General features: G+C 73.1%; 27 protein-coding genes. 16 read left to right on the forward strand and 11 right to left on the reverse strand.

The window, feature by feature from the left end:
- Positions 1-106: 106 nt before the first annotated feature.
- On the forward strand, positions 107-1,837 hold the full coding sequence (locus ABD296_RS16145) for an MMPL family transporter (RefSeq protein ID WP_344267258.1): 1,731 nt from the start codon (positions 107-109) through the stop codon (positions 1,835-1,837).
- The gene (locus ABD296_RS16150) at positions 1,810-2,232 is read left to right on the forward strand and encodes an MMPL family transporter (RefSeq protein WP_344267260.1); all 423 of its coding nucleotides are present in this window, start codon (positions 1,810-1,812) and stop codon (positions 2,230-2,232) included. Before ABD296_RS16145 ends, ABD296_RS16150 begins: the two co-directional genes overlap by 28 nt.
- Here the strand turns inward: ABD296_RS16150 and ABD296_RS16155 are convergent.
- A complete protein-coding gene (locus tag ABD296_RS16155; protein WP_344267262.1) occupies positions 2,229-2,891 on the reverse strand; it encodes a TetR/AcrR family transcriptional regulator in 663 nt (220 codons plus the stop codon). The genes ABD296_RS16150 and ABD296_RS16155 overlap by 4 nt on opposite strands.
- Before the next feature lie 129 nt (positions 2,892-3,020).
- Here ABD296_RS16155 and ABD296_RS16160 point away from each other — a divergent pair, with 129 nt between their 5' ends.
- Entirely contained in the window at positions 3,021-3,608 is a 588-nt protein-coding gene (locus ABD296_RS16160) for an HAD family hydrolase (protein WP_344267264.1), read from the forward strand.
- A gap of 18 nt (positions 3,609-3,626) precedes the next feature.
- On the opposite strand, the gene ABD296_RS16165 is transcribed toward ABD296_RS16160, so the two are convergent.
- Positions 3,627-4,604 (reverse strand): zinc-binding dehydrogenase, encoded by a 978-nt coding sequence (locus tag ABD296_RS16165; RefSeq protein WP_344267266.1) that lies wholly within the window; start codon positions 4,602-4,604, stop codon positions 3,627-3,629.
- Positions 4,605-4,816: 212 nt separating this feature from the next.
- Between ABD296_RS16165 and ABD296_RS16170 the strand changes: the two genes are divergently transcribed.
- The gene (locus ABD296_RS16170) at positions 4,817-5,758 is read left to right on the forward strand and encodes a UbiA family prenyltransferase (RefSeq protein ID WP_344267268.1); all 942 of its coding nucleotides are present in this window, start codon (positions 4,817-4,819) and stop codon (positions 5,756-5,758) included.
- A gap of 4 nt (positions 5,759-5,762) precedes the next feature.
- Here the strand turns inward: ABD296_RS16170 and ABD296_RS16175 are convergent, their stop codons facing one another.
- Positions 5,763-6,839, reverse strand: coding sequence for a hypothetical protein (locus ABD296_RS16175; RefSeq protein ID WP_344267270.1), 1,077 nt, complete (start codon positions 6,837-6,839; stop codon positions 5,763-5,765).
- A gap of 178 nt (positions 6,840-7,017) precedes the next feature.
- Between ABD296_RS16175 and ABD296_RS16180 the strand changes: the two genes are divergently transcribed.
- Positions 7,018-7,689, forward strand: coding sequence for a hypothetical protein (locus ABD296_RS16180; RefSeq protein ID WP_344267272.1), 672 nt, complete (start codon positions 7,018-7,020; stop codon positions 7,687-7,689).
- 63 nt (positions 7,690-7,752) lie between these two features.
- Here ABD296_RS16180 and ABD296_RS16185 read toward each other — a convergent pair whose 3' ends face one another.
- Entirely contained in the window at positions 7,753-8,367 is a 615-nt protein-coding gene (locus tag ABD296_RS16185; protein ID WP_344267274.1) for a hypothetical protein, read from the reverse strand.
- A 220-nt stretch (positions 8,368-8,587) separates the two neighbouring features.
- On the opposite strand from ABD296_RS16185, the gene ABD296_RS16190 reads away from it, so the two are divergent.
- From ABD296_RS16190 to ABD296_RS16215, 6 genes are all read left to right on the forward strand, one after another.
- A complete protein-coding gene (locus ABD296_RS16190; protein ID WP_344267276.1) occupies positions 8,588-8,884 on the forward strand; it encodes a hypothetical protein in 297 nt (98 codons plus the stop codon).
- A gap of 555 nt (positions 8,885-9,439) precedes the next feature.
- A complete protein-coding gene (locus ABD296_RS16195) occupies positions 9,440-10,528 on the forward strand; it encodes a sugar ABC transporter substrate-binding protein (RefSeq protein ID WP_344267278.1) in 1,089 nt (362 codons plus the stop codon).
- A gap of 113 nt (positions 10,529-10,641) precedes the next feature.
- Entirely contained in the window at positions 10,642-11,427 is a 786-nt protein-coding gene (locus ABD296_RS16200) for an ATP-binding cassette domain-containing protein (protein WP_344267280.1), read from the forward strand.
- A gap of 13 nt (positions 11,428-11,440) precedes the next feature.
- A complete protein-coding gene (locus tag ABD296_RS16205; RefSeq protein ID WP_344267281.1) occupies positions 11,441-12,724 on the forward strand; it encodes a sugar ABC transporter permease in 1,284 nt (427 codons plus the stop codon).
- Positions 12,725-12,964: 240 nt separating this feature from the next.
- Positions 12,965-13,723 carry an ATP-binding cassette domain-containing protein gene (locus ABD296_RS16210; protein ID WP_344267283.1) on the forward strand — a complete coding sequence of 253 codons (759 nt, stop codon included), beginning with the start codon at positions 12,965-12,967 and terminating at the stop codon, positions 13,721-13,723.
- The gene (locus ABD296_RS16215) at positions 13,723-14,964 is read left to right on the forward strand and encodes an ROK family transcriptional regulator (protein ID WP_344267312.1); all 1,242 of its coding nucleotides are present in this window, start codon (positions 13,723-13,725) and stop codon (positions 14,962-14,964) included. The genes ABD296_RS16210 and ABD296_RS16215 overlap by 1 nt, the downstream gene beginning before the upstream one ends.
- Positions 14,965-15,004: 40 nt before the next feature.
- Here ABD296_RS16215 and ABD296_RS16220 read toward each other — a convergent pair whose 3' ends face one another.
- From ABD296_RS16220 to ABD296_RS16235, 4 genes are all read right to left on the reverse strand, one after another.
- Complete coding sequence (locus ABD296_RS16220) at positions 15,005-15,511, reverse strand: flavin reductase family protein (RefSeq protein ID WP_344267285.1); 507 nt, start codon at positions 15,509-15,511, stop codon at positions 15,005-15,007.
- Between the two features lie 212 nt (positions 15,512-15,723).
- Positions 15,724-17,004 (reverse strand): lysylphosphatidylglycerol synthase transmembrane domain-containing protein, encoded by a 1,281-nt coding sequence (locus ABD296_RS16225; RefSeq protein ID WP_344267287.1) that lies wholly within the window; start codon positions 17,002-17,004, stop codon positions 15,724-15,726.
- A 157-nt stretch (positions 17,005-17,161) separates the two neighbouring features.
- Complete coding sequence (locus tag ABD296_RS16230; protein WP_344267289.1) at positions 17,162-17,431, reverse strand: hypothetical protein; 270 nt, start codon at positions 17,429-17,431, stop codon at positions 17,162-17,164.
- Positions 17,432-17,513: 82 nt separating this feature from the next.
- Positions 17,514-19,061: a hypothetical protein gene (locus tag ABD296_RS16235; protein WP_344267291.1), complete on the reverse strand. Its 1,548-nt coding sequence runs from the start codon at positions 19,059-19,061 to the stop codon at positions 17,514-17,516.
- A 111-nt stretch (positions 19,062-19,172) separates the two neighbouring features.
- Here ABD296_RS16235 and ABD296_RS16240 point away from each other — a divergent pair, with 111 nt between their 5' ends.
- Complete coding sequence (locus tag ABD296_RS16240; RefSeq protein ID WP_344267293.1) at positions 19,173-19,874, forward strand: HAD family hydrolase; 702 nt, start codon at positions 19,173-19,175, stop codon at positions 19,872-19,874.
- Between the two features lie 22 nt (positions 19,875-19,896).
- Here ABD296_RS16240 and ABD296_RS16245 read toward each other — a convergent pair whose 3' ends face one another.
- The 3 genes from ABD296_RS16245 to ABD296_RS16255 all read right to left on the reverse strand — a co-directional run bounded on the left by ABD296_RS16245 (position 19,897) and on the right by ABD296_RS16255 (position 22,807).
- Positions 19,897-20,949 carry a TRM11 family SAM-dependent methyltransferase gene (locus ABD296_RS16245; RefSeq protein WP_344267295.1) on the reverse strand — a complete coding sequence of 351 codons (1,053 nt, stop codon included), beginning with the start codon at positions 20,947-20,949 and terminating at the stop codon, positions 19,897-19,899.
- A gap of 95 nt (positions 20,950-21,044) precedes the next feature.
- Entirely contained in the window at positions 21,045-21,662 is a 618-nt protein-coding gene (locus tag ABD296_RS16250; RefSeq protein ID WP_344267297.1) for a hypothetical protein, read from the reverse strand.
- Between the two features lie 86 nt (positions 21,663-21,748).
- Positions 21,749-22,807, reverse strand: a complete 1,059-nt coding sequence (locus tag ABD296_RS16255; protein WP_344267299.1) for a ferritin-like domain-containing protein — start codon at positions 22,805-22,807, stop codon at positions 21,749-21,751.
- Between the two features lie 170 nt (positions 22,808-22,977).
- On the opposite strand from ABD296_RS16255, the gene rimP reads away from it, so the two are divergent.
- The 4 genes from rimP to ABD296_RS16275 all read left to right on the forward strand — a co-directional run.
- Positions 22,978-23,625 (forward strand): ribosome maturation factor RimP, encoded by a 648-nt coding sequence (gene rimP, locus ABD296_RS16260; RefSeq protein ID WP_344267301.1) that lies wholly within the window; start codon positions 22,978-22,980, stop codon positions 23,623-23,625.
- Positions 23,626-23,650: 25 nt separating this feature from the next.
- On the forward strand, positions 23,651-24,718 hold the full coding sequence (nusA, locus tag ABD296_RS16265) for a transcription termination factor NusA (RefSeq protein WP_344267314.1): 1,068 nt from the start codon (positions 23,651-23,653) through the stop codon (positions 24,716-24,718).
- A 4-nt stretch (positions 24,719-24,722) separates the two neighbouring features.
- The gene (locus tag ABD296_RS16270) at positions 24,723-25,025 is read left to right on the forward strand and encodes a YlxR family protein (protein ID WP_344267302.1); all 303 of its coding nucleotides are present in this window, start codon (positions 24,723-24,725) and stop codon (positions 25,023-25,025) included.
- A gap of 108 nt (positions 25,026-25,133) precedes the next feature.
- Positions 25,134-25,556, forward strand: a 423-nt coding sequence (locus tag ABD296_RS16275; RefSeq protein WP_344267304.1) for a translation initiation factor IF-2 N-terminal domain-containing protein, incomplete at its 3' end; no start/stop codon positions are given.

The following is a 25,556-nucleotide window of genomic DNA, read 5'->3' on the forward strand; positions in this document are numbered from 1 at the left end:
ACGGCCCGGATGCCGCCGCACGCCCGACGACCCGGGCGGGGTGCGGGAGCCACGATTCGGGGAACGACACGTTCTCTACCCGCGGGCTCCCGCGAAGGTGGTTCCCATGAAACTGGCCAGGCTCGCCCGGGTCTGCTACCGCGGGCGGCGGCTCGTCGTCGTCGCCTGGATCGTCGGCGCGCTCGCCGTCCTCGTCCTCGGCTACGGCTTCGCCGCGAAACCGCTCAACGACTTCACCGGCGGCGCCTCCCAGTCGGCGACCGCCAAGAAGCTGCTGGACGAGCACTTCCCGAAGCGCAGCGGCGAAACGATCACGCTCGCCGTGCGGGCGGACGCCGGGGTGCGCGCACCGGATACCAAGGCCCGCGTCACCGCGGCGATCGACCGGCTCGCCAAAACGCCGCACGTCGCCTCGGTGACCTCGCCGTACGAGGTCCCCGGGCAGATCTCCAAGGACGGCCGGACGGCGTTCGCCACCGCGAACCTCGACGTCCCCACCGACGACGTGCCGGCCTCGGACGTCAACAAGCTCATCAAGGACGTCCGCAGCGACTCCGGCCCCCTGCGGATCGAGCTCGGCGGCGCTGCGATCGACAACGCCGAGACCGCGGGCGGCGGATCGTCGGAGGGCATCGGCGTGCTCGCCGCCGTCGTCATCCTGCTGGTCGCGTTCGGCTCGGTGCTGGCGATGGGGCTGCCGATCGTCACCGCGCTGCTCGGCATCGGCTCCGGCCTCGGGCTCATCGCGCTGATCGCGCACCTGCTGCCCGCGCCGTCGTTCGGGCCGATCGTCGCCGCGCTCATCGGCATCGGCGTCGGCATCGACTACGCGCTGTTCATCGTCACCCGCTACCGGGAGGAACTCGCCGCCGGCAAGGAGCCGGAGGAGGCGACCGTCACCGCCATCACCACCGCCGGACGCGCCGTGCTGTTCGCCGGCAGCACCGTCGTGATCGCGCTCATGGGCCTGTTCGTGATGCAGCAGAAGCTGTTCAACGCCGTCGCCGTCGCCGCCGGCGTGGCGGTGCTGATGACGATGCTCGCCTCCGTCACGCTGCTGCCCGCGCTGCTCGGCTTCACCGGGCGCGCCATCGACCGGCTGCGCGTGCCGGGGCTCGGCCGGGCGCGCCGCCCGCTCGCCGAGCGGTGGGCCCGGGTCGTCCAGGGCCACCCGGTCGTCACCGGGCTGTGCGCCGCCGCGCTGCTGCTCGTGCTCGCGGTGCCGGCGCTGTCGATGCGGCTCAGCCTGCCCGACTCCAGCACCCAGCCGCACGACACCAGCGCCTACGCCGCGAACCAGATCATGGCCGAGGGCTTCGGCCCCGGCACCGCCGCACCGCTGGTCATCGTCACCCGGGGCGGCGACCCGGCGCCGGTCGCCGCGGCCGTGCAGGGTGCGCCGGGCGTCGCCGCCGTCCAGCCGCCGCGCACCAGCCCGGACGGCGCGATCTCGATGATCATGGCGTTCCCGACGACGGGCGCGCAGGACGAGGCCACCCCGCAACTGGTGCACCGGCTCCGCGACGACGTGCTGCCCCGCGTCACCGACGGGAAGGGCCTGCGGGCCTACGTCGGCGGCCAGAACGCGGCGTCCATCGACTTCGCCGACGACGTCCAGACCCGGCTGCCGTGGCTCATCGCGGTCGTCGTCGGGCTGTCGCTGGTGCTGCTGGTCGCGCTCGTCCGCTCGCTGACCGTGGCGCTGCAGGCCGCGCTGATGAACCTGCTGTCGATCGCCGCCGCCTACGGGGTGCTGACCGCGGTCGTCCAGTGGGGCTGGGCGGGCAGGCGCTCGGCTTCCCGACCTCGATGCCGGTCACCACCTGGGTGCCGCTGATGATGTTCCCGATCCTGTTCGGGCTGTCCATGGACTACGAGGTGTTCCTCGTGTCGCGGATCCGCGAGTCGTACGAGTCGGGCGTCCCGACGCGGGAGGCCGTCGCGCGCGGCCTCGCCGGCACCGCGCGCGTCATCACCGCGGCCGCCGCGATCATGGTGATGGTGTTCCTGTCGGTGCTGCTCGGCGCGAACATCGCGGTCAAGCAGATCGGCCTCGGGCTCGGTGTGGCCATCCTGATCGACGCGACGGTCGTGCGGATGGTGCTGGTCCCCGCGCTGATGGAGCTGTTCGGGGAGAGGAACTGGTGGCTGCCCGGGCCGATCGCCCGGCTGCTGCCGCGCCGCCGCCCCGAGGCGGCCGAGGCGCGCACGGGGGTGCCGGTCCGGGGCTAGTGGGTGTTGATCCCGTCGAACATGACCTTGATGTAGTGCTCGCCGAGGCTCTGGGCGTCGAGCCGTCCGCCGGGCTTGAACCAGCGGACGGCCACCCAGATGGTGTCGCGGATCATCCGGTAGGTCAGCCGCGGGTCCATGTCCTCGCGGAACAGGCCCTGCTCCTGGCCGGCCGCGATGGTCTCCACCCACATCTTCTCCACCTCGTCCTCGGACTTGGTGAGGTAGGCGAAGCGGTCCATGCCCTGGAGGTAGTTCCAGTCGTTCTGCATCACCGTGATCGCGGCACGGTGCGGCTCCAGGCCGTTGAACGCGACCCGGACGAGCCCCGCGATCGTCTCCCGCGGGTCGCGGCCCGCCTCGACCTCGGCCCGGTAGGCGGCCATGGTCTCGTCGAAGAAGCCGGTGAGGATCTCGTCCACGATCGACTCCTTGGAGTCGAAGTGGTGGTAGAGGCTGCCGGACAGGATGCCCGCCTCGTCGGCGATGTTGCGGACCGTGGTGGCCTGGAAGCCCTTCTCCGCGAAGAGCTCCGCGGCCAGCCTGACCAGGTGCTCGCGGCGCTCCGACGCCAGGGCCGGCGAGCCCTTGCCGCGGCGGCGCGCGCCGCCCTCGGCACGGGCCCCGGCCCGCCCGGAATTCGCGCTCGTGGTCGTCACCCTCTCATTATGCCGTGCGCGCCCAACCGCTTGCTCAGTCCGCGCATCAACGGCAGTTTACGGTCTGCACAAGCGCTTGTTCTAGATCCCGGCGCCGCCCGCACCCGGCCGTCCGCATACCCTCGGACCATGCCCGATGTGATCGTCTTCGACCTGTTCGGCGTCATCGCCCGCACCCAGACCCCCGAGGCGGTGCGGGAGATCGAGGAGATCGCCGGCGTCTCCGGCGCCTCCTTCTGGGACGCGTACTGGGCGCTGCGCCCCGGCTACGACGCAGGCCAGGACAGCACCGCCTACTGGGCGGACGTCGCCGCCGCCCTCGGCACCGAGTTCCCCGACGTGCCCGCCCTGATCGACGCCGACCTGCGCAGCTGGACGAACGTCGACGAGCGGATGGTCGCGCTCGTGCACGAACTGGCCGACGGCGGCCGCACCCTCGGACTGCTCTCCAACATCATCGCCGACCTGGTGCCGCGCTTCGAGGCCCGGCACCGCGGCTGGCTGTCCCGGTTCGACGCGCTCACCTACTCGTGCACCATCGGCGTCGCCAAGCCCGACCCCCGTGCCTACCGCATCTGCGCCGAACGCCTCGGCGTGAAGCCCGCCGACGTGCTGTTCATCGACGACACCGAGCGCAACGTGCTCGCCGCCCGCGAGACCGGGATGGCCGCCGAGGTCTTCACCGGCCCCGACCAGATCCGCGCCCTGCTCGGCTAGACCCCGGCCAGAGCCCGGTTAGAGGCGCACGACGAGCTTGCCGGTCGCCTTGTCGGCCTCCATGTACCGGTGCGCGTCCGCGATCTCGTCGAGCGCGAAGACGCGGTCGATGTTGGGGCGGAACGTCCCGTCGGCCACCCCGTCCACGAGCCGCTGCAGGGCGGCGGCACCCGCCGCCCCCTGCACGTCGTCGCTGAGGAACACGGTGAGCCGCGTCCCGGTCGACATCGCCTGCATGGGCCCGAACTCCTTGAGCGTCCATTCGCCGCTCAGGATGCCGGTCATGCACACCGTCCCGCCCTTGCGGACGAGCCCGAGCGAGTCGACGAGCGTCGCGGCGCCGACGAGTTCGAGCACGTGGTCGGGGCCGTCCGGCACGATCGCCCGCACACCGTCCGCGATACCGCCCTCGTCCACGACGACGTGGTCGGCGCCCGCCGCCGTCAGCGCCTCCGCCTTCGCGGGGTTGCGCGTCGTCGCGATCGTCCGGAGGCCGAGGCCCCGGGCCAGCGACAGCGCCGCCATCCCGACCGAAGACGTCCCGCCCCGCACCAGCAGCGTCCCGCCGTCCGGGCGCAGCGCGTCGAGCGACCCCTGCGCGGTCAGGTACGTCTCGGGCAGCGCCCCGAAGACCTCCCAGTCCAGCTCGGTCGCGACGGGGATGAGCAGGTCGTCCGGGAGCAGCGCGTACTCGGCGTAGCCGCCGTCGAACGCCCGCCCCATCTCGCCCATGACCGCGGCGACCCGCGTCCCCGGCGCCAGCACGCCGCCGGCGGCGACCTCCCCGACGCACTCGATCCCCAGAACGCGCGGGAACCGCACGTCGGGGGAGTGCCCCTGCCGGGTGTACATCTCCGACCGGTTCAGCCCGAACGCCCGGACCCTGACCAGCGTCCACCCGGGCCGCGGCTCCGGCACCGGCACCTCGCGCACCCGCAGCACGTCCGGCGGCCCCGGCCGCTCCGCGACCACCGCCCGCATCATCGTCGATTCCACGAAGGAGAGAACCACCCGCCCCGCCGAGATCATCCCGGTGGCCGCGCATGAACCGGACCCTCCCGGGAACTAGCCACCGCACGTCAAATGGACGTAGTGTCCAATAGAGGTGGGCGCGCGTCGAGGGACCCTTGGGGGTGACGGGCATGCGCGCTTCTCAGCGACATCACGGTTCTGAGCGGCATCACGCTTCTCAGCGGCACCGGGTTCCGGTGCGGGCGGCCGTGCGGCGGTCGCGGGTGCTGGTCGATCTGTGGCTCATCGCGCGGCCGGCGATCTGGCTGGTCTCGCTGGTGCCGTTCTACGTCGGGCACCTGCTCGCGACGCGGTGGCTGATCGCCGGCCAGGACGCGTGCGTGCCGGTGAGCGGCGGGTGCCTGGAGGCGGTCACGCCCGTGCTGACCGGGCTCGTCGTGTGGGGGCCGCTGGTGTGGCTGGCGGTCCTCGCCATCAACGACGCCTTCGACCTGGACGGCGACCTGAAGAACCCGCGCAAGGACGACGCGCCGCTGGTGGAGGGACGGCTGAGCGTGCGCGGGGCGCTGGTCGCCGCGCACGTCACCGCGGCCGCCGCGCTGCTCGTCGCGCTGACGGTCCGTCCGGCGTTCGCGCTGGTCACGCTCGGGTTCCTGGTGCTCGGATGGCTCTACAGCGTGCCGCCGGTCCGGTTGAAGGACAGGCCCGGGTTCGACGTGGCGACCAACGCGGTCGGCGTCGGCGGGTTCGCGTTGCTGGCCGGATGGACGGTCGTGCGCCCCATCGGGGGCTTCCCGTGGGTGATGGCGGTGGAGGGCGTCCTGGTGGCGACCGCGCTGTACATCCCGACGACCGTCACCGACTACAAGGCCGACCTCGCCAGCGGGTACCGGACCATCGCCGTACGGCTCGGCCCGCGCGGCGCCTACCGGATCGGGCTCGCGGCGTGGACGCTGTCCTGCGCGCTCGCGGTGACGCTGGCCGCGACCGGCCACGTGTTCCCGCACCGGACGCTGTGGACGCAGGCCGCGTTCGCGCCGCTGCTGGTCTGGGTGTACCACCGCTTCCTCGGACGGGCGCGCGAACCGGGCGAGGTGCTGCACGGCATCATCGTCGCGAGCTGGACGTTCCTCGTCCCGTACCTGGTGTTCGCGCTGATGTACGCGCGGGTGCTCTGAGGAGTCAGCCGGACGGGGGCGGCGGGAGTTCGCCGCCGGCCTCGGCGGCCTTGGCGAGACGCTCGCGCAGCGTGCGGACGAGCGCATCGCCCTGCTCGGTGAGCCGCTCGATCGCGGGCAGCGCCAGGTCGTCGCGGACGGTGTCGGCGAGCAGCTCGTCGTACTCGTGCGCCTTGGCCGCGATGGACTCCAGGTGGCGGTGCGCGGCGAGCGCCTCGTCGGCGGCGCGGGCACGCTCGGCGTAGCGTTCGAGCGCCTCGATCCGGCGCGTCACCGCGGCCACCGAGATGTCGAGCTTCTCGCGCAGCGGACGCAGCGCCGCCTCCACCTCCGGCAGCGGCGAACTCTCGGTCATCTCCTCCTGCTCGCGCCGCAGCTTCGACTGACGCGCCAGCACCTGCGCGATCTCCCACTCCTGCCTGGGCAGGGTGACCGCGTTGTCGACCGCGTCCAGCAGCCCCTCGCGGTTCACCTGCGAGTCGCGGACCGTGTCGACGGCGGTCTGCACGCGAGTGAGCATCAGGCGGCCCCGGTCGTCGAAGTCCTCGGGGGTGAGGTAGCGGTGGCGGCGCCGCTCCAGCTCGCGGGCGCGGCGCAGGTCGAGCGAGACCGACGGGGTGCCGAGCGCGACCAGGACCGCGAGCATGCCGAGGCCGATCAGCCACAGCGAACCGAGCAGCGGCGAGCCCAGCAGCCCGAGACCGAGGACGGTCAGCGGCGCCAGCCACAGCAGCGGGCGGCGTCGCGCCACGAGCGTGTCGAGTTCGGCGCGCAGCGCGGGATCGGCGACCGGGCGGGGCTCGGCCGCCGGGCCGTCCCCGGCGCGGCGCGGCGGGGCGATCCGCCGCCAGTACGTGCCGACGTGGGTCTCGAACGCGAAGTCGGCCGACTCGATCTCCACCTCGGCGGCACCGGCCGGCAGCGGCCACATGCCCACCGGGTCGCCGCCGCCGGGGCCCGCGAAGCGGACCCACCAGCCGCCGCCCGCGTCGTCGCACCGGTACCGTCCCGGGGCGACGTCGATACCGACGAAGTACGTACCGATTCCGGGGATGGACTCGTTCCACGCGCCACTGGTCACCGGCGACCTCCGACCCGACCTCTCGCCGTGCCCCTCGCCCCCCTCCGGCGAGGGCCGTCCCACCGTGCTGCGCCCGCAACAGGACCGACGCCCGGGAGACGACAACAGTTGCATTACCCACATCGTCCACGGGAAAGCCGCGTCGTGGACATCGGAACCGGTTTGGAATACTCCACGGGTGCGACCCGACTACGACCCTCTTGACGACCCGCCGTGGGCGATGCAGCTGGTGGTACGCGCGGAGAAGGCCGATCCGCCCGGTCACGGCGCCGTCTGCGAGGCCGCGGCGACCGCCGTCGTCCGGCTGCTCACCGACCCGCGCGCCGCCGAGCCCGACGGCGAATGGCGGCAGGCCGTCCACGAGTGGGAGTCGCGCCGGATCCGGAAGGTGACGCGGCGGGCGCGCGGCGTCCGCTGGCCCGAGGCGCAGGCGCTGCCCGGCATCACGGTCGAGCACGCCGGCGCGCAGGTGCGCGCGTTCCCGCCGTGCCCCGTCGCGGACGTCCCGCCGCGGCTGGCGAAACTCCAGGTCGCCGGGCTCGACCTGGCGGAGGCCGAGGAGCCGGCGCCGCCGCCCGAGCCGCCGTACGCGGCGCTCGCCCTGAACCCCGACGTGACGATGACGACCGGCAAGGCGGCGGCGCAGAGCGGGCACGTGGCCCAGTCGCTGCTGCGCCAGGGCCGCCGCAAGGACGTCGCGGCGTGGCTCGAAGGCGGCGTGCGCGTCCACCTGACCAGGGACGTTCCGTGGGCGCGCTGCGTCAAGGAGGCGACGGTCGCGGTCCGCGACAGCGGGTTCACCGAGGTGCCGCCGGGGACGATGACGGCCGTCGCCTGGATCGTCCGCTGACGTCCGGAACCGCCGGGACGCGCCGGACCGGCGGCCGGATCGGCGCCCGTGTCAGCGACGGCGTCAGGGGCGCGGCAGCCGGTTGAGCGCCGCGAGCGCGAACTCCTGCGTCCGGGTGAGGCGCCGCGGTCCGCCGTCCTGGCCCGCCTCGGCGCCCTCGCCGGGCGCGGGCGCGGCGGTGGCGCGGACCGCCGCACCGCTGCCAACCTGCGCCTTCGCGCTCAGCCCGTACGAGACGAACAGCAGCACGACGAAGCCCGCCAGGTAGAGCAGATGCTCCAGGAGCCCGCCCCACCGGCCGTCGAACACGTCGAGCACGGCGAACACCGCGAAGCCCGCCATCCAGCCGGCCAGCGCCGGGACGAACCACACGTCGCGGCGCCGGACCATCCCCAGGGCGGCGGCCGCGACGAGCAGCGCCTCGACCGCCTTGGCCAGGACCAGCAGCGTCCCGGCGTTCCCCGCGCCGAAGTAGTCGCCGAGTTCGTCGCGCCGGTCGCTCCAGAGCAGCGCCGCGCCGACCAGGCCCGTCAGGCCGTACGCGACGAGGAACACGCCGACCGCGTAGTGCATCCGGTGCCAGGTGCCGTGCGCGGCGGGAGGCCCGGTCGCGCCGTCCGCCGGGCGCTCGGGCAGCCGCTGGTCGGGCCTGGTCCACTCCGGGTTCGCGCTCGCCATCGCCATCGCCATACGCCCCAACTTCCCCCTTCGAGTGCTAAGCGCAAGATATCCCGGATGCCGTTCCCGGCCGCCGGACACCGCGCCCATTGCGACGCTCGCCGCGGCCGCGGAGTTCGCGGCGCATCGCGCCGACGGGCCCGAAGTGCTTGCACCCGGGCCGGTGAAGGTGGAGGGTGAGTCCTCGTCGGGCCGCGCGGAATCCATGGGGAAGACGAGGATGACGCCTGACGATACGGGAACCGCCGCGCCCGCTCGGACGCGGATCGAATATCTGGAAGAGCTCGGCGACGAGCTGGTCAGGCGAGGCCTGCGGGTGCGCCTCACCCTGCCCCGCGGCCAGTCGCCCAGCCTGCACGTGATGAATCCGGACGCCTCCGCCCTGACGGAGAACATCCTCGCGGAGCGGGGCGCCGACGGATGGTGGTACTGGTGGTCGTGGGCGGAGCGCATCGCGCCCGCCGACGACGTCGCCGTCGCGGCCGACCGGGTCGCGCTGGTCCTCGCGGTTCTGTAGCGATCCGGGGCAACGCGCTCGCGCGGCGGCTGAGGCACTGAGGCACCTGGTCATGCGGCACCGTCCCGGCGCACTCCGGGACGCGGCCGCATGACCACGGCGTCCGCCGCGCCCTAACTCGCACCGCACCGCACCGCGCCCACGCCGTGCGCGCCGTCCCATCGCACCGTGCCCGCGCCTGCGCCCGTGCCGCGTCCCTGCCCGCGTTCCTGCCGCACCTCCGTGCCGGGGCCGGGTGTTCCGCGCGGCGGTTGACCGCTGGTCGGGGTGAATGTTGAGCCGCAGAACATATGCCCCCTGCGGGCTCCGCCGCGGCGCCGTGCCAGGTCACCGGTGCCGACCGGCGGCGCACGCTGTTTCCCCCGTGTTGATCTCGCGTTACGGGATTGTTACTGGCCACAACAAATTAGCCGGGCCGCAGGACTGGCGTACCGGACGAGGCGGACATAAGTTGCGGGACACAACATTCACGCCGGTGGATGTGCGATCTCGCTCACCGGCGCTGCGAACCCCCCGGCCGCGCGATGCGGCCACCCCCAAGAAAGGACCCGGGCAATGCGCAAGGGGATCCTCAGCTTCATGGCCCTCTCGGCGGCCGCGGCGCTCACCCTCTCCGCGTGCGGGGACGACAACGGCGGCGACAAGGGCTCCGGCTCCGGTTCCGGCGCGGTGAAGGGCAAGGTCGGCGTGATCCTGCCCGACACCACCTCGTCCGTGCGTTACGAGAGCTTCGACCGGCCCTACCTCGAGCAGGCCTTCAAGACGGCCGGCGTCCAGTACGACATCCAGAACGCCGAAGGCTCCACCCAGCGGTTCCAGACGATCGCCGACCAGATGATCACCAGCGGCGTGACCGTGCTGATCGTCGACGGCATCGACTCCAACTCCGCGGGCGCCGTCCAGCGCAAGGCGCAGTCCCAGGGCGTCAAGACGATCGACTACGACCGGCTCACCCTCGGCGGCGTCTCCGACTACTACGTCTCCTTCGACAACGTGAAGGTCGGCGAGGAGCTCGGCAAGGGCCTGCAGAAGTGCCTCGGCGACAAGAAGGCGAACATCGCCTACCTGAACGGCTCGCCGACCGACAACAACGCCACGCTGTTCGCCAAGGGCGCCCACAACGTCCTCGACGCGGCGACGAACTACAAGAAGGTCGCCGAGCAGGCCGTCCCGGACTGGAAGCCGGACAAGGCCGCGACGATCTTCGAGCAGATGTACACCGAGCAGCACGGCAAGATCGACGGCGTGCTGGCCGCCAACGACGGCCTCGGCAACGCCGCGATCTCCATCCTGAAGAAGAACCAGCAGGCCGGCAAGGTCGCGGTCACCGGCCAGGACGCCACCCTCCAGGGGCTGCAGAACATCCTGGACGGCACCCAGTGCATGACCGTGTACAAGCCGGTCAAGCAGGAGGCCGACGCGGTGGCCAAGCTCGCCGTCGCCCTCATCAAGGGCGAGAAGGGCGCGACCAACGGCACCACCAACGACCCGCAGGGCAAGCGCGACGTCCCCTCGGTGCTGCTGAACCCGATCGGGGTCTTCAAGGACAACGTCAAGCAGGTCACCGACGACCAGTTCGTCAAGGCCGCGGACCTGTGCAAGGGCGCGTACGCGGCCAAGTGCAAGACCGCCGGCATCCAGTGACCTCTCACTGACCCTCGTGGCGGGCCCCATCCGCTGAGGACGTCCCGGGAGCCCGGAACCCCGGGACGTCCGGGGGCCCGCCACGGGCCCGCGCTCCACCTGGAAGGAATCACGTGGCAGAAAACGGAGACCCCGTCCTCCGCCTGACCGGGCTCAACAAGAGCTTCGGCGCCGTCCATGTGCTGCACGACGTGGACTTCACCGTGCGGCTGGGCGAGGTCATGGCCCTCGTCGGCGACAACGGCGCGGGCAAGTCCACCCTCATCAAGTGCATCGCCGGCATCTACCCGGCCGACTCGGGAACGATCGAGTTCGACGGCAGGCAGGTCACCGTCGACGGGCCCCGGGCCGCGGCCGACCTCGGCATCGAGGTCGTCTACCAGGACCTCGCGCTCGCCGACAACCTCGACATCGTGCAGAACATGTTCCTCGGCCGCGAGCGCCGCAAGGGCATCGTGCTCGACGAGGCGTCCATGGAGGAGGCGGCCCGGCAGACCCTCGCCCGGCTGTCGGTCCGCACCGTCAAGTCGGTGCGCCAGCAGGTCGCGAGCCTGTCCGGCGGGCAGCGGCAGACCGTCGCGATCGCCAAGGCCGCGCTGTGGGAGTCCAAGGTCGTCATCCTGGACGAGCCGACCGCCGCGCTCGGCGTCGCGCAGACCCGGCAGGTCCTCGACCTCGTCCGGCGGCTCGCCGACACCGGTCACGCCGTCGTGCTCATCTCGCACAACATGAACGACGTGTTCGAGGTGGCCGACCGCATCACCGCGCTCTACCTTGGCCGGGTCGCCGCTGACGTGGCCCGCTCCGAGGTCACCCACGGCCAGGTCGTGGAGCTCATCACCGCCGGCCGCTCCGGTGATCTGGGCCTCGCGCCGCAGACCGCCGCCGAGAGCATCTGAAAGGGGGACCGAGGTGTCCACCGACCTCCCCGAGGGCAAGGAGACCGCCGTGAAGCTGGCGGACTCGGACTTCTCCGCCGACCGCGTCGAGCACGACGCGCGCTCGGCGCTGCTGGACTACTGGGGCCGCATCCGGGCCGGTGAGCTGGGCGCGCTGCCCGCCATCCTCGGCCTGGCCGGGCTCATCGTGCTGTTCTTCGCGCTGCGGCCCAACACCTTCCTCAGCAACCAGAACATCGCGAACCTGTTCACCCAGGCGCTGCCCATCGTGATCCTCGCGATGGGCCTGGTCTTCGTCCTGCTGCTGGGCGAGATCGACCTGTCCGCCGGTGTGGCGAGCGGCGTCTGCGCCGCCGTGATGGCCAAGCTGATCGCCGACAGCGGCCAGCCCTGGTACGTCGCGGTCATCTCCGCGCTGGCCGTCGGCGTCATCATCGGCACCGCGATCGGCTGGCTGGTCGCGGTCATCCGCATCCCGTCGTTCGTCGTCTCGCTGGCGTTCTTCCTCGGCATCCAGGGCATCACCCTGAAGCTGATCGGCGACGGCGGCACGGTGCCCGTCCGCGACGACTTCATCGTGGCGCTCGCCAACAAGAACATGCCGGTCTGGCTCGGCTGGACGCTCGCCGCGGTCTGCGCGGTCGGCTACGCCGCGACGCAGCTGCTGCGCTGGCGCCGCCAGCAGGCCCGCAAGCTGCACTCCCGGCCGGTCGAGCTGGTCGTCGCCCAGTCGGTCGTCGTGGCGGCGGCGCTGCTGCTCGGCACCTACCTGCTCAGCCAGGACCGCGCGGCCAGCCCGCTGATCTTCCTCGGCGGCGTGCCGTGGGGCGTCCCGCTGGTCGGCGTGCTGCTCATCGTCTGCACGTTCGTGCTCGCGCGGACCCCGTACGGCCGGCACATCTACGCGGTCGGCGGCAACGCCGAGGCGGCGCGCCGCGCCGGCATCAACGTGACCCGGATCAAGATCTCGGTGTTCATCATCGCGTCCGGGTTCGCGGCGGTCAGCGGCATCGTCGCCGCGTCCCGGCTGAACTCGGTCACCCCGGACGCGGGCGGCGGCAACACGCTGCTGTACGCGGTCGGCGCCGCGGTCATCGGCGGGACGAGCCTGTTCGGCGGGCGCGGCAAGGCCCGCGACGCGGTGCTCGGCGGCCTGGTCATCGCCATCATCGACAACGGTCTCGGGCTGCTCGGCACCAAGGCGTACCTGAGCTTCCTGATCACCGGCGTGGTGCTGCTGTTCGCGGCGAGCATCGACGCGCTGGCCCGGCGCCGGCGCAGCAACACCGGCCGGTGACCCCGTGCCGGCCGAGCCGCTGAAGGCCGGGACCCCGTGAACGGCCGGGACGCCCGGGAGCCGATGGCACGCGCCACCGGCTCCCGGGCCCTGCCGTACGGTCCCGCCCTGCCCCCGGGCCCCGCGGAGCCGCGTTCCGGCGGCGCCGCACGCGTTTCCCGGGCCGCTCACGCTGCTGATACGCTCACTGCCCACGACCGATCGGCGCGCGGCGACGCGGCACGGTGGGAGCCCCTCGGCATGGCAGTGACGCCCGTTCTCGACATGCGCGGTATCGACAAGAGCTTCGGCTCCGTCAAGGTCCTGCAGGACATCGCGTTCTCGGCGTACCCGGGCGAGGTCACCGCGCTCGTCGGCGACAACGGCGCCGGCAAGACGACGCTGGTCAAGTGCATCGGCGGCATCCATCCGCCGGACGCGGGGGAGTACCGCTTCGAGGGCCGCCCGGTGCGGCTCGGCAGCCCGCGCGACGCCGCCGCCCTCGGCATCGAGGTCGTCCACCAGGACCTCGCCCTCTGCGAGAACCTCGACATCGTCCAGAACCTGTTCCTCGGCCGGGAGCGCCGCCGCGGCATCGCGCTGGACGAGTCCGGCATGGAGGAACTCGCCCGCACCACCCTCTCCGGCCTGTCCGTGCGCACCATGGGCTCGGTGCGGCAGAAGATCTCCACGCTGTCGGGCGGGCAGCGGCAGACCGTCGCGATCGCCCGCGCCGTGCTCTGGGACAGCAAGCTCGTCGTGCTGGACGAGCCCGCCGCCGCGCTCGGCGTCGCGCAGACCCAGCAGGTGCTGGAGATCGTCCGGCGGCTCGCCGACAAGGGCCTGGCCGTCGTGCTGATCTCGCACAACATGAACGACGTGTTCGCGGTCTCCGACCGGATCGCCGCGCTGTACCTCGGCCGGATGGTCGCGCAGGTCCGCACCGCCGACGTGACCCACCGGCAGGTCGTCGAGCTGATCACCTCCGGCGTCAGCGGCGACCTGGGGCTGCGGCGATGATGAAGGCGGGCCCGTCACAGGAGGACATCCGGCGCCACAACCTCGGAACCCTGCTGCGCTTCGTGCACCTGCGCGGCCCCGCGTCCCGCGCGACGCTCGCCGAGTCCCTCGGGCTGAACCGCAGCACCATCATGGCGCTGACCTCCGACCTCACCGCCGCCGGGCTCGTCCGCGAGGAGCTGCCGCGCGGGCCCGGCCGGCGCGCTGGCAGGCCGTCCCTGGTGGTGCGGCCCGAGTCCACGCGCGTGTACGTGCTGGCGTTCGAGGTCGGCGTCGACCGGCTCGTCGTCGCCCGCGTCGGCCTCGGCGGCGTCATCCTGGACCGCCGGGAGGGCACCCGGGCCCGCGACTCCGACCCCGCCGACCTGCTGGGCATGCTCGTCGCGGGCGCCCGCTCGCTGGTGCGCAAGGCCGAGCGGGACGCCGTCTGCGTCGGCGCGGCGCTCGGCTTCCCCGGCACCGTCCGACGCTCCGACGACACCATCATGTTCGGCCCGAACCTCGACGTCGGCGACCTGCGGCTCGGCGACGCGCTGTCGCGCCGGCTCGGCCTCGGCATCCCGGTGTCGGTGTGCAACGACGCCAACCTCGGCGCGCTCGCGGAGCACGAGCGCGGCGCCGGGGTGAACTGCGACAACCTCATCTACCTGCACGGCGACGTCGGCGTCGGCGGCGGAATCATCGCGCACGGCCGGCTGCTCGGCGGCGACGAGGGCTTCGGCGGCGAGATCGGCCACATGATCGTCAATCCGGGCGGCCGGCAGTGCGCGTGCGGCTCGAAGGGCTGCCTGGAGGCCGAGGTGGGGGAGCGGACGCTGCTCGCCCACGCGGGCCGCGAGGAACCGGTGAACAAGGCGGGCCGCGACGCCGTCCGCGACGTCGTGGACGCCGCCGACCGCGGCGACATCGTCGCCCGCGAGGCGCTGCACCGCGTCGGCACCTGGCTCGGCCTCGGCGTCGCCAACCTCGTCAACGTGTTCAACCCCGGCCTGGTCATCTTCGGCGGGACGCTGCGCGACATCTATCTCGGCGCCGCCGCGCAGATCCGCAGCGTGCTGGCGACCGGCGCGCTGGACGCGCCGCGCGAGAAGGTCCGGCTCCGCACCGCGGCCCTCGGCGACGACACCACTCTCGTCGGCGCCGCCGAGTTCGCGTTCGCCGAGGTCCTGTCCGACCCCGTCCAGGTCCTCGCCCGACTCCGTAGCGCAGAAATCGCGTCACCCTCGGCGTCAGGCCGCTAGAAGGCCTGCCAGCTCGTGGCGGGGCAGAGGCTCTGTTGAGTCAGGCGATGCGGCCGTAGGCGCCTCTATAGAAGAGGAGCGGGGTGCCGTCGTGGTGTTCGTCGAGGGCGTGGACGCGGGCGACGACGATGACGTGGTCGCCGGCGACGTGCTCCTGCTCGACGGAGCATTCGAGCCAGGCGAGGGCGCCGTCGATGAGCGGGGCGCCGTCCGGGGTGCCGGTCCACTCGATGCCGTCGAACTTGTCGCCGCCCTTGGCGGCCAGCTGCTCGCAGACCTCCAGCTGGTGGCCGCCGAGGATGTTGACGCAGAGCCGGGCGGCGCCGCGCAGGCCGGGCCAGGTGGTGCTGGTGTGGGCGACGCAGAATCCCACGAGCGGCGGGTCCAGGGAGACGGAGGTGAAGGAGTTGGCGGCGAGCCCGGTGGGGCGTCCCGTACCGGGGTCGACGGCCGTGATGGCGACCACGCCGGTCGCGAAGCGGCCCATCACCTGCCGGAACCGTGCGCCGTCGAGGTCGGTCGCCGGCACCGCGGCTCCGTGCGCCATGGACTCGGTCCCTTCTGTTGGCCAAGTGCTTGCTCGCAGGCCGGCCCGGGGGGTTCGCGGGGGTTCGGCCGTCATGACCACTAAAGCCCCCGTCCGCGGACGCTGATTCCCCGAGCGGACGATCTCCGTCGAAGGTCCCGGCCCGGTCTCGGTCGCACGACCGAGCCCCGGGCCGTCGGGCCGCCCGGGGCTCTGCGGGGCTGGGAGCGCGGCTATGGGCGGCGCGCCTCGGCCGGCATGACCAGGGGCACCGCGCTGTACGGGCTGAGGGTCGCGGTGGAGGTCAGGCCCTCCACGACGAGCCGTCCGGCGCCCGCCAGCCGGGCCTTCGCCGGTGCGGGCAGCCGCGGCCCCTCGTGCAGGCCGAGCCAGGCGATCCACCCGGCGGCGACGACGGCCCAGTAGGAGACCAGCCGGTACAGGCCCACCGCCGCGGCGGCCGGGGACAGTGTCGCCCCGAACGCGACCAGCGAGGCGGCCATGCTGCCCTCCACTGCGCCGAGGCCGCCGGGCAGCAGCGGCAGCACGCTGCCCGCCGCCTGCGCGGCGAAGTAGGCGAGCGCGGCGGCGTGCGGGTCGACGTCGATGCCGACCGCGCGGGCCGAGGCCAGCAGCGCCAGGATGTCCAGCACCCAGTTCAGCGTGGCGAGCGTGATCAGCGCCGCCCAGTCGCGCCGGTTCGGGCGCAGCACGTCGCGGACGCCGGCGAGCCGCTCGGCGTACGGGCCGAGCCGCGGATGCGCCAGCGCGGCGCGGTACGCGCGGCGCGGCGGCGCCGCCAGCAGCGCGCGCGGGCGCGGCCACCGCAGCAGCGGCACGAGCAGCAGGAGCAGGACGGCCGGCACCGCGAGCGCCGTCAGCGCCGGGCCCCGCGCGTCCCGGTCGGCCAGCAGCGCCACCAGCCCGATCGCCGAGTACACGGTCGTGGTGATGACGCCGCCCGCCAGGATCACGGCCGTGGCGAGCTTCGCCGACGCCCCGCCGCGGCGGAACTGGCGGAAGGTGTAGACGACGCTCACGGCCGGCCCCGCCGGGAGCGTGGTGGACAGCGCGTTGCCCGCGTAGGTGATCGCGAACGCGCGCCGCAGCGGCATCCGCAGCCCGCCGATGCGCAGCAGCCGCCGCTGGAGCCGGGCGAACGCGGCCATGGAGCCCGCCACCGCGAGCACCACCATCGCCATCCAGCCGGGATCGGCGTGCCGGATCGCTCCCCAGATCGCGCCGACGTCGGGAAGCGAGTCGCGGTAGAGCGGCAGCGCGGCGACCGCCACGAGCAGCACGGTCACCTGCACCAGAAGGCCCGCTCTGCGCCGCCACCAGGGCCGCGGCGCCGCGTCCGGCGCGGCGTGCGCACCGCTCCCTCCGCCGAGGAAGAGATCGTCGGCGGACGCCTCGTCCGGGATCGGCTCGTCTCGTCGTGGCCCGTCCGGGGCCGGACGGGGTGGTGCGACGTCGGCCGGGGGATGTGCCGGTACCGCGACTGTCTCCTGCATGTCCCGGTCACCTCGCAAGTTCGCCCGCCTTGCGCAACCTACGGCTCCGGTATGACATTCCCCGTAAGCAGGTAACGGAACCACAAAGTGATCTTTGCCACGGGAGCCCCGCAGGCCCCGTCCGGCGGGCTCGCCGGTCGGATCAGGGGTGGATGGGTCAGGGACGCCGCGTCGGGTTCACGGCGTCGGACTCGGCGGCGGTGTCGGGGCGCGGTCGCTCCTCGCCGTCGCCCCGGTCCGCCTCCTCCTCGTAGTCGGTGATGCTCACCCCGTCCGGGCTCGGCTGCGGGTCCTCGATCCGCAGGTCGTCCGGCGGGTCGGTCACGTACTCCTCGGTCAGGCCGATCTGTACGTCCTGATCGTTGTCGCCCATGTCGTCGACGTCCTCGCGGAAGTCGCGGGTCTCACCGGGCTTGCGTGCCCTCATGGCCCCTCCCCGGTCCGTGTCGGTTTCGTCCGATCCGACCGGTATCCCCGCTACCGCCGCGCCTACTCACGGTCCGGCGCCGCTAGCCGCGGTCGCGGACGGCCACGAGCCCGCCGATGACGCCGACATAGACCGTCCCGTTCGGGCCGACGGTGACCGGCGCCCAGTTGTTGTCGAACCACTTGCCCGTGCCCGTCAGCACCTTGTAGACGGTCTTGCCCGTGTGCACGTCCACCGCCGTGAGGTACCAGGCGTCGATGAGGTCCTTGCGCGGCTCCTTCGTGTACAGGTAGAGCAGCCCGGCGGGGACGGACACCTTCGCGACCGTGGACGGCGACCGCTCCGGGCTCGTCCAGACCGTGCGGCAGCCCTTGCCGTCCGCGTTCACGTCCACCCGGCTCACCCCGCCCGTGGACGACCCGCCGGGCGGAAGCTCGAAGAAGTTGCGGTAGCCGTAGTTGTTCTCCACGAACAGGCTGCCGCCGTAACCGATCAGCGAGTTGTCCGTCGCGCTGGCGCCGCTGTTGAAGACGGGGACCTGGCAGACCAGCCCGCCGTCGTCGCGGCGCCGCACGATCACGTGCATCCGGTCGTCGGCGTTGTCGGTGATCGCCACGTACTTCTTGCCGAGGAATGTCGGGGTCGTCCCGGAACCCTGGTCGATCTGCCCCGGCTTACGTCCGGTGCCACGGTCATAGGTCTCGCGCCACAGCGTCCGCGGCGTGCCGTCCGGCCCCGCCTTCATCTGGTAGAGCGCGTGGTCCGACACGATCGACACACCGTCCGCGGCGGCGGCGAACGAGTTCTGGATCTGCTCGTCCGGCAGCCGCGTCGTCTTCACCGCGCCCGACGCCGGGTTCACCGTGCCGATCCGCCCGCCGCGCGTGATCCACCAGATCAGCCCCGTCCAGTCCGCGCCGACCGCGGTGATCGGGTCGCAGTCGCCCTTCGGCCACGGGTTCGTCCAGGTGGCGCAGTCGTGCGGGAGGTAGCGCGACAGGTCCCAGTCGTCGGTGACCGTGAACCGCCACGCGCCGTCCGGGCCCTTCTCGTGCGCGAAGCGGCGCAGGTGGAACTGCGAGTCGGCCAGCACCGCCCGGTCCTGCGGGTCCAGGTAGTAGTACGCGCCGCCGGAGGTGTCGGTGAAGACCTTGTCGAGGCTGCCGGAGAACACCGCCTGCACCGTGGACGGCCTGGGCGGCAGCTGGTAGGTGGCGAGGTCCTTCAGCGTCACCGGGTCGATCAGCCGCAGCATGAAGTTCTGCCCCTGCGTGCACTGCGCGACGATCAGGCCCGTCCGCTTCGCGAAGGTGACCGTCGAGCAGAGCCCGGGCAGCCCGCCTCCCTTGGCGTCGTTGAGCACCTGCGGGTCGCGTCCCAGCGGCCCCATGAACGGGTAGGCGTCGGACGCGTAGCCGTCGGCGTGCATCGACGACGTGCCGACCGGCCCCTGGTGCGGGTTGGCCGGAACGGGCTCGCCGGCCAGCGGCTTCGGTGTCGCCGGACCGCCGATGTAGCGAGGGACCAGGCCCTTCCCCGGGCCGTCCGGGATGGCGCCGGCGGCCGCGGGGACGGCGGCGGCGCCGAGCAGGACGGCCGACAGGGCGGAGGCGGCGAGCGGTCTGCGCATGGAGGGCTCCTATACCGGGGACGAGGGCGGCCCCGGTCGCGCCCTCCGGGACTGATTCCACCGCGTGAACGGATCATCGTGCGCGGCGCCCGGATGGTTACGATTTCCGGCATGGCCCTACAAGCGGTGATCTTCGATTGGGGCGGCACGCTGACCCCCTGGCACGACGTCGAACTGCCCGACATGTGGCGCGCGATCTGCTCCGCGCACCTGCCCCCCGACAGCGTCGAGACGGTCGCGACCGCCCTCGTCGAGGCGGAGCTCGAACTGTGGCGGCGCGGCGCCGAGGAGCACAGCAGCGCCACCCTCGCCGACCTGTTCGCCCTGGCCGGCGTTGAACCGACCGAGGCCCTGCTCGACACCCATTTCGAGACGTGGACCCCGCACACCTGGACCGACCCCGCCGTCCCCGGCCTGCTGGCGGCCCTCCGCGAGCGCGGCATCAAGGTCGGCGTGCTGTCCAACACCATGTGGAGCCGCGAGGTGCACGAGCGGATCTTCGCCCGCGACGACGTCCTCGACCTGCTCGACGGCGCCGTCTACTCCAGCGAGATCCCCTGGACCAAGCCGCACGCCGAGGCGTTCCGCGCCGCCATGGACGCGGTCGGCGCCACCGACCCCGCCTCCTGCGTCTTCGTCGGCGACCGCCCCTACGACGACATCCACGGCGCCAAGACCGTCGGATTGCGGGCCGTCCAGATCTGGCACCAGACGACGCACGCGTTCACTCGTCCTGGCCTCACGCCGCCGGACGCGCTGATCCGCGACATCGGCGAGCTGCTCCCGCACGTGGAGACCTGGCACGCGTCCTAGTACGGGCCCGCGCCCTCGGGGTTCAGGGCTTGCGGGCGACGATCAGGTCGCGGGAGATCGCCTGGTCGACGCGGTGCCGGAAGCCCAGATAGGCCTCGGAGTCCTGCACCTCCAGCCCGCTGGAGGCCAGGATCTCCGCCAGCTCCTCGCGGCGCCCCACGAAGGTGTTCCACGAGATCCCGACGGCGCCGCCGGGCCGCAGCAGCCGCGCCCACCCCGGTACCGCGGCGCCCAGCAGCTCCACCGGGCTGCGCGACAGCTGCTGCCTGCGGCCCGGCTGCGCGCCCTTGGCGCGGCTGCCGTGCTGCACGCCGTACGGCGCGTCCGTCACGATCAGGTCGAACGAGCGGGGCCGGAAGAACTTCTCCGCCTCGACCGAGTCGGCGTTCACGACGGTGATCTCCATCGTCTCGCCGCTCTTGTACAGCTCCTTGGACGCCCCGAGCGTGACGTGCAGCCGCCGCCCCAGCACGGCCTTCTCCCGCCGGATGCTCGTGATCTCCGCCTGGTGCTTCACCCGGTTGTTCTTCAGCCAGGTCTTGACGAACGCCGCGTAGGCGTCGAAGTCCTTGCCGTCGATGTCGATGCCCGCCGCGTCCAGGCCGTACATCATGGCCTGGTTCAGCGTCGTGCCCCGCCCGCACATCGGGTCGAGCAGGCGCGGCCTGCCGGTCACCAGGTCCATGGGGGAGTCGGTCGCCATCGCGGTGACGTTCAGCAGCAGCTTGGTGAAGTACTCGTTGGTCTTCCCGGAGTACTTCTGGATGGTCAGCAGGTCGCTGCCGAACAGGTCCAGGGGCTTCAGCTCGACCGGCCGGAGCAGCCCGCCCTCGATCTCGAACAGCGCGTACAGCGACGACAGGTTCGACAGCAGCCGGACGTCGGTCTCCGCGAGTTCGTCCGACGAGAACGTCACGTAGGGGACGCCGCCGATGGACGTCTCCTCGATGTCGCGGATGCGCCCGTCGAGCGCCCGCTCGCCGAACACCGCGAGCTCGGCCTTCACCAGGCCCGCCGCGGCCTGCGCGTAGACCCGGTTGTGCGAGGGGGAGACGAGAAGGCCGTACGAGGTCACCGCAGGACATTAGCAGTCCAGGGCCGAGGAGAGGCCGCCGGGAAATCCTCCCCGGCGGCCTCCATGCGGCCCATGTGCGGGCCGTTCCTCCCCGGTCAACCCGTCCGGACGCGCCTTCGCCGGTCCTTGCGGGACCTGCGCCTGGTCTGGTGCCGGACGATCTCGCCGCCCGCCCGCTCGGCCGGGCCTTCCGCTGCCACCGGCTCCGCCGGCGCGGCCGGCTTCGCGTGCGCCGCCTGCTCAGGGGCGCCCATGTCGTCGGGATCGCCTGCCGGGCGACGCCTGCCGGGAACGGCGGCGTCCACTCCAGCGGGGACGGGACTCGTGTCCGCCGTGCGACGGACGGTGTTCGCGGCCTGCGCGGCGGCGGGCTCGATCCTGGCCGGCTCCGCGGAGGGCGCCGGAAGCGCGCGGGATGCGGCGGGCACGGCCTCGATCTCCGCGGGGCGGGCCGCCGGCTCCACCGCGGGAAGATCCGGAAGGTGCTGCGCGGCCGCGGACAGCAGCTCCTGCACGCGGCTCTTCAGGCTGGCCAGATCGGCGCGGGCGACGGCGGCCTGCGCCTTGGCCCGGCGGGCCTGGCGGCGGGCCTCGTCGCGTTCCGCCGCGAGCTGGTTCAGCTGCTCCCGGTAGGCGGCGCGCAACTCGTCCAGGGCACTGGGCGCGCGGGTGCCGGTCCCGTCGGCCTCGTGCCGTTGCGGGGTGCTGGTCATGGCAGGTCTGGGCTCCTCCCCCGAGTGATCCAGTGCAATAGCGACAACGCGTACATGGAGCGCATTCGTTCCCGGCGTGCGGGAGATCACTCACCCGGTTCCGGGCGAGGTGCCAGGGCCGTCGCGGGCAGGCCGGGAAAGGCGTCCGGCGGGGCGCTCTCGCCCGCGTTCGCCCGCCATCTCGCCGACCGCGCCATGGCCCGCTCGGCGCTGTCTGCGGCGAAGACGCGCAGGTCGGCGGCGGGGGCGCCGGCGAGGGCGACGTAGGCGGGGACGACGTCGTCCTCCAGCGCGGCGGCGAGCCGCGCGGCGCTGCGCGCGCTGGTGACCTTGACCGGCAGCCGGTACCCGGCGGCGGCGGCGACCGGCTCCACCGACAGGATCGAGATCAGCTTGTCGCGCTGCGCGCGGTGGGCCTCCCAGTACGTCTGCGCGGTCTGCTGCAGGGAGCCCCGCAGCCTGGCGCCGAGGACTCCGTAGCCGTACACGGCGACGTGCTCGGCGGCGAGGGCCTTCTGGACGACCTGGGCGGCGGACCTGGCCGGATCGGCGGGCGGATGGGCGCGCACCGTCATGGCGTGGCCCGCCTCGCAGGCGCCGATGCTCGCCAGCAGCTGCGCCAGCCCGGGCGGGGCCTTCGCGGCGTCGGCCCGGCGGGCGGCGGCGGCGCGGTCCTCCACCAGGCGCAGCGCGGACATGATCTGCCCCGCGCCGTCGGGCAGCTCCGCCGCGTGCGGAGGCGGGACGGTGCCGCCCTCGTGCGCCCTGTTCCCCGATCCGGGCACGTAGTGCCGCTTCAGCACGGTGAGATGCCGCCGATGGTGCGCGAGGACGGGATCGAGGCGGCGGGCCAGCGAAGCGTCCGCGGCCTTCGCCGCCTCGTAGGTGGCGATGAGGTCCTGCTCGGAGGTGATCGCTCCGACGAGCGTCGACACGTCCAGGTGCGGCCCGGCCGCCTCCGCCGCGCAGCCGGCCAGCCAGGGCAGCGCCAGCACGGCGCCGCCGCCCAGCAGCAGCCCCCGGCGCGACACGGTTCCCGGCAGGCGCGGCACGGCCTCTGGCAAGGGAGTCTCCTCACCCGGTGGTGTGGTGGTGGCGGCCCGCGCCGCGCCGCCGGCTCCGTCCCGGTCGCCGGACGCGTCCATCAGGCCAGCTCAAGCATTCCATATCCGGCGCGCCGGTGAGCTGTTCGAAAGGCCGCTGAGGTGTCCGGCTCTCGATAGTCTTGAGGAGTCAGCGGACAAGCGGTGACTTCAGCGACAGTCCCCGCCGCCCTCACCGGCGGGCGGGGAAGGCACAACAGGAGGAGGGTCCCATGAGCGTCGAGTCCCGCGGTGGCCGCGCTCAGGGGGGCCGCGCCCGGGCCGGACGCGGCGACGCGCCGGCGCGGCCGGCCCGCGACGCCGCCATCGCCGAGCTGACCGCGCCGCTCGCGCCCGCGGTCGGGGCGGCGGGCTTCGACCTGGAGGAGGTCGACGTGCGGCCCGCCGGGCGCCGCCGGCTCGTCAAGATCGTCGTGGACGGCGACGACGGGGTGGCGCTGGACGACATCGCCCGGCTGAGCGAGCAGGCCTCCGCGCTGCTGGACGGCTCCGAGGTGATGGGCGCCTCGCCGTACGTGCTGGAGGTGACCTCGCCCGGCGTCGACCGTCCCCTCACCGAGCCGCGGCACTGGCGCCGCGCCGTCGGCAGGCTGGTCGCCGTCCCGCTGGCCGAGGGCGGCCAGGTCGAGGGCCGCGTGGTGGCGGCCGACGACGAGGCCGTCGAGATCGACGTCGCCGCGGGCCGGGCCAAGGGGCCCGGCAAGGGCGGCGGCAAGTCCGCCGGACCGAGGGACACCGGGACGCAGCGTCGCCGGTTCGGCCTCGGCGAGCTGGGGCGCGGCCGCGTCCAGGTGGAGTTCAAGCCGCCCGCTCCGGCCGGCGAGGCCGAGGAAAAGCGTTCTCCGGCTGAGCCGGACTAGAGGGGGGAACCTCGTGGACATCGACATGACCGCCCTGCGCGGCCTGGAGAGCGAGAAGGACATCTCGCTCGACGTGGCCGTCAAGGCCATCGAAGACGCCCTGCTGATCGCCTACCACCGCACGGAGGGCGCGGCGCCGCGGGCCCGCGTCGAGCTGGACCGCAAGAGCGGGCACGTGACCGTGTGGGCGACCGAGACCGACGAGGAGGGCGAGGCCCTCCGCGAGTACGACGACACCCCGACCGGTTTCGGCCGGATCGCGGCGACGACCGCCAAGCAGGTCATCCTGCAGCGGCTGCGCGACGCCGAGGACGAGCTGACGTTCGGCGAGTACGCCGGGCGCGAGGGCGACATCGTCAGCGGCATCATCCAGCAGGGCAAGGACCCGCGGAACGTGCTGGTCGACCTCGGCCGGCTGGAGGCCGTGCTGCCCCCGCAGGAGCAGGTGCCCGGCGAGCGCTACGACCACGGCGAGCGGCTGCGCGCCTACGTCGTGCAGGTCCGCAAGGGCCACCGGGGCCCGTCGGTGCAGCTGTCGCGCACCCACCCGAACCTCGTGCGCAAGCTGTTCGCGCTGGAGGTCCCGGAGATCGCCGACGGCACCGTGGAGATCGCCGCGATCGCCCGCGAGGCCGGCCACCGCACCAAGATCGCGGTCCGGTCGCGCAAGCCGGGCGTCAACGCCAAGGGCGCCTGCATCGGCCCGCTCGGCAGCCGGGTCCGCAACGTGATGGCCGAGCTGCACGGCGAGAAGATCGACATCGTCGACTGGTCGGACGAGCCGGCCGAGTTCGTCGGGAATGCGCTGTCCCCGGCCCGTGTTTCAGCGGTCGAGGTGGTCGACCTCGACGGCCGCGTGGCCCGGGTGATCGTCCCCGATTACCAGCTCTCCCTGGCGATCGGCAAGGAAGGGCAGAACGCCCGGCTCGCGGCCCGGCTCACCGGCTGGCGGATCGACATCCGGTCCGACACCGAGCCGGCGTCCGGACGGGCGCAGGGCGAGACCTCCTCGAAGGCGCCCGAGGGCGGCGATTCCGGATCTTCCGCATCAGGAGAGCATGCGACAGGTCCCGCCGACGCCTCGGCGCGGTAGACTCATGGAACGTGGCCGGGCGGTTCCACGACGCACGTGCGTGGGCTGCCGGGTTTGCACGGCCAAGTCCGACCTGTTGCGCCTGGTGGTGATCGAGGGCGAGATCGTCCCCGATCCCCGCGGGCGGCTCCCGGGACGAGGTGCTCATCTGCACCCCGATCCGAGGTGCCTCGATCTCGCAGAGCGACGTCGGGCGTTCCCCAGGGCGTTCCGCCTGACGGGGCCGCTCGGCGCCAGTGCGCTGCGGGACCGGCTTGCGGCGAACGCCGCGCAGCAGCAGGATGGCCGAATGGTAAGCGACGCCTAGTCGGAAGCAGGTCGAGATTGCTATGAGCGCTCGATGAGCACGCCGCGATGAGTACGGCAGGTTAACGACGGTCCGGTGGCCGCACCCCCGGACCGAGTAGGGAGTGCAGTGGCCAAGGTCCGGGTTTACGAACTCGCCAAGGAGTTCGGTGTCGAGAGCAAGGTCGTCATGGCCAAGCTCCAAGAAATGGGCGAGTTCGTACGGTCGGCGTCCTCGACCATCGAGGCGCCCGTCGTTCGCAGGCTCACAGAAGCCTTCTCCAACGGTTCGTCCTCCAAGCAGGGGGACGGCAAGCGCGTCGGCGGACAGAAGCGGCCCCAGGGGCCGCGCCCGTCCGCGCCGCGTCCCGGCCCGTCCAACGGCGGGTCGGATTCCCAGGGCGCGCGCCCGCAGGCCCCGCGGCCCGCGACTCCGCGCCCGGCCGGGCCCCGTCCCGGCCCCGGCGGTCCAGGCGCCCCCGGCGGTTCCGCCGGCGGCCCGAAGCCGGGTCCGCGTCCGCCGGTCCCGCCCGCGGCGAGCACGCCGGTAGCA

It is taken from the genome of Actinomadura napierensis (genome assembly GCF_039529375.1).
In the GTDB taxonomy this organism is placed as follows: domain Bacteria; phylum Actinomycetota; class Actinomycetes; order Streptosporangiales; family Streptosporangiaceae; genus Spirillospora; species Spirillospora napierensis.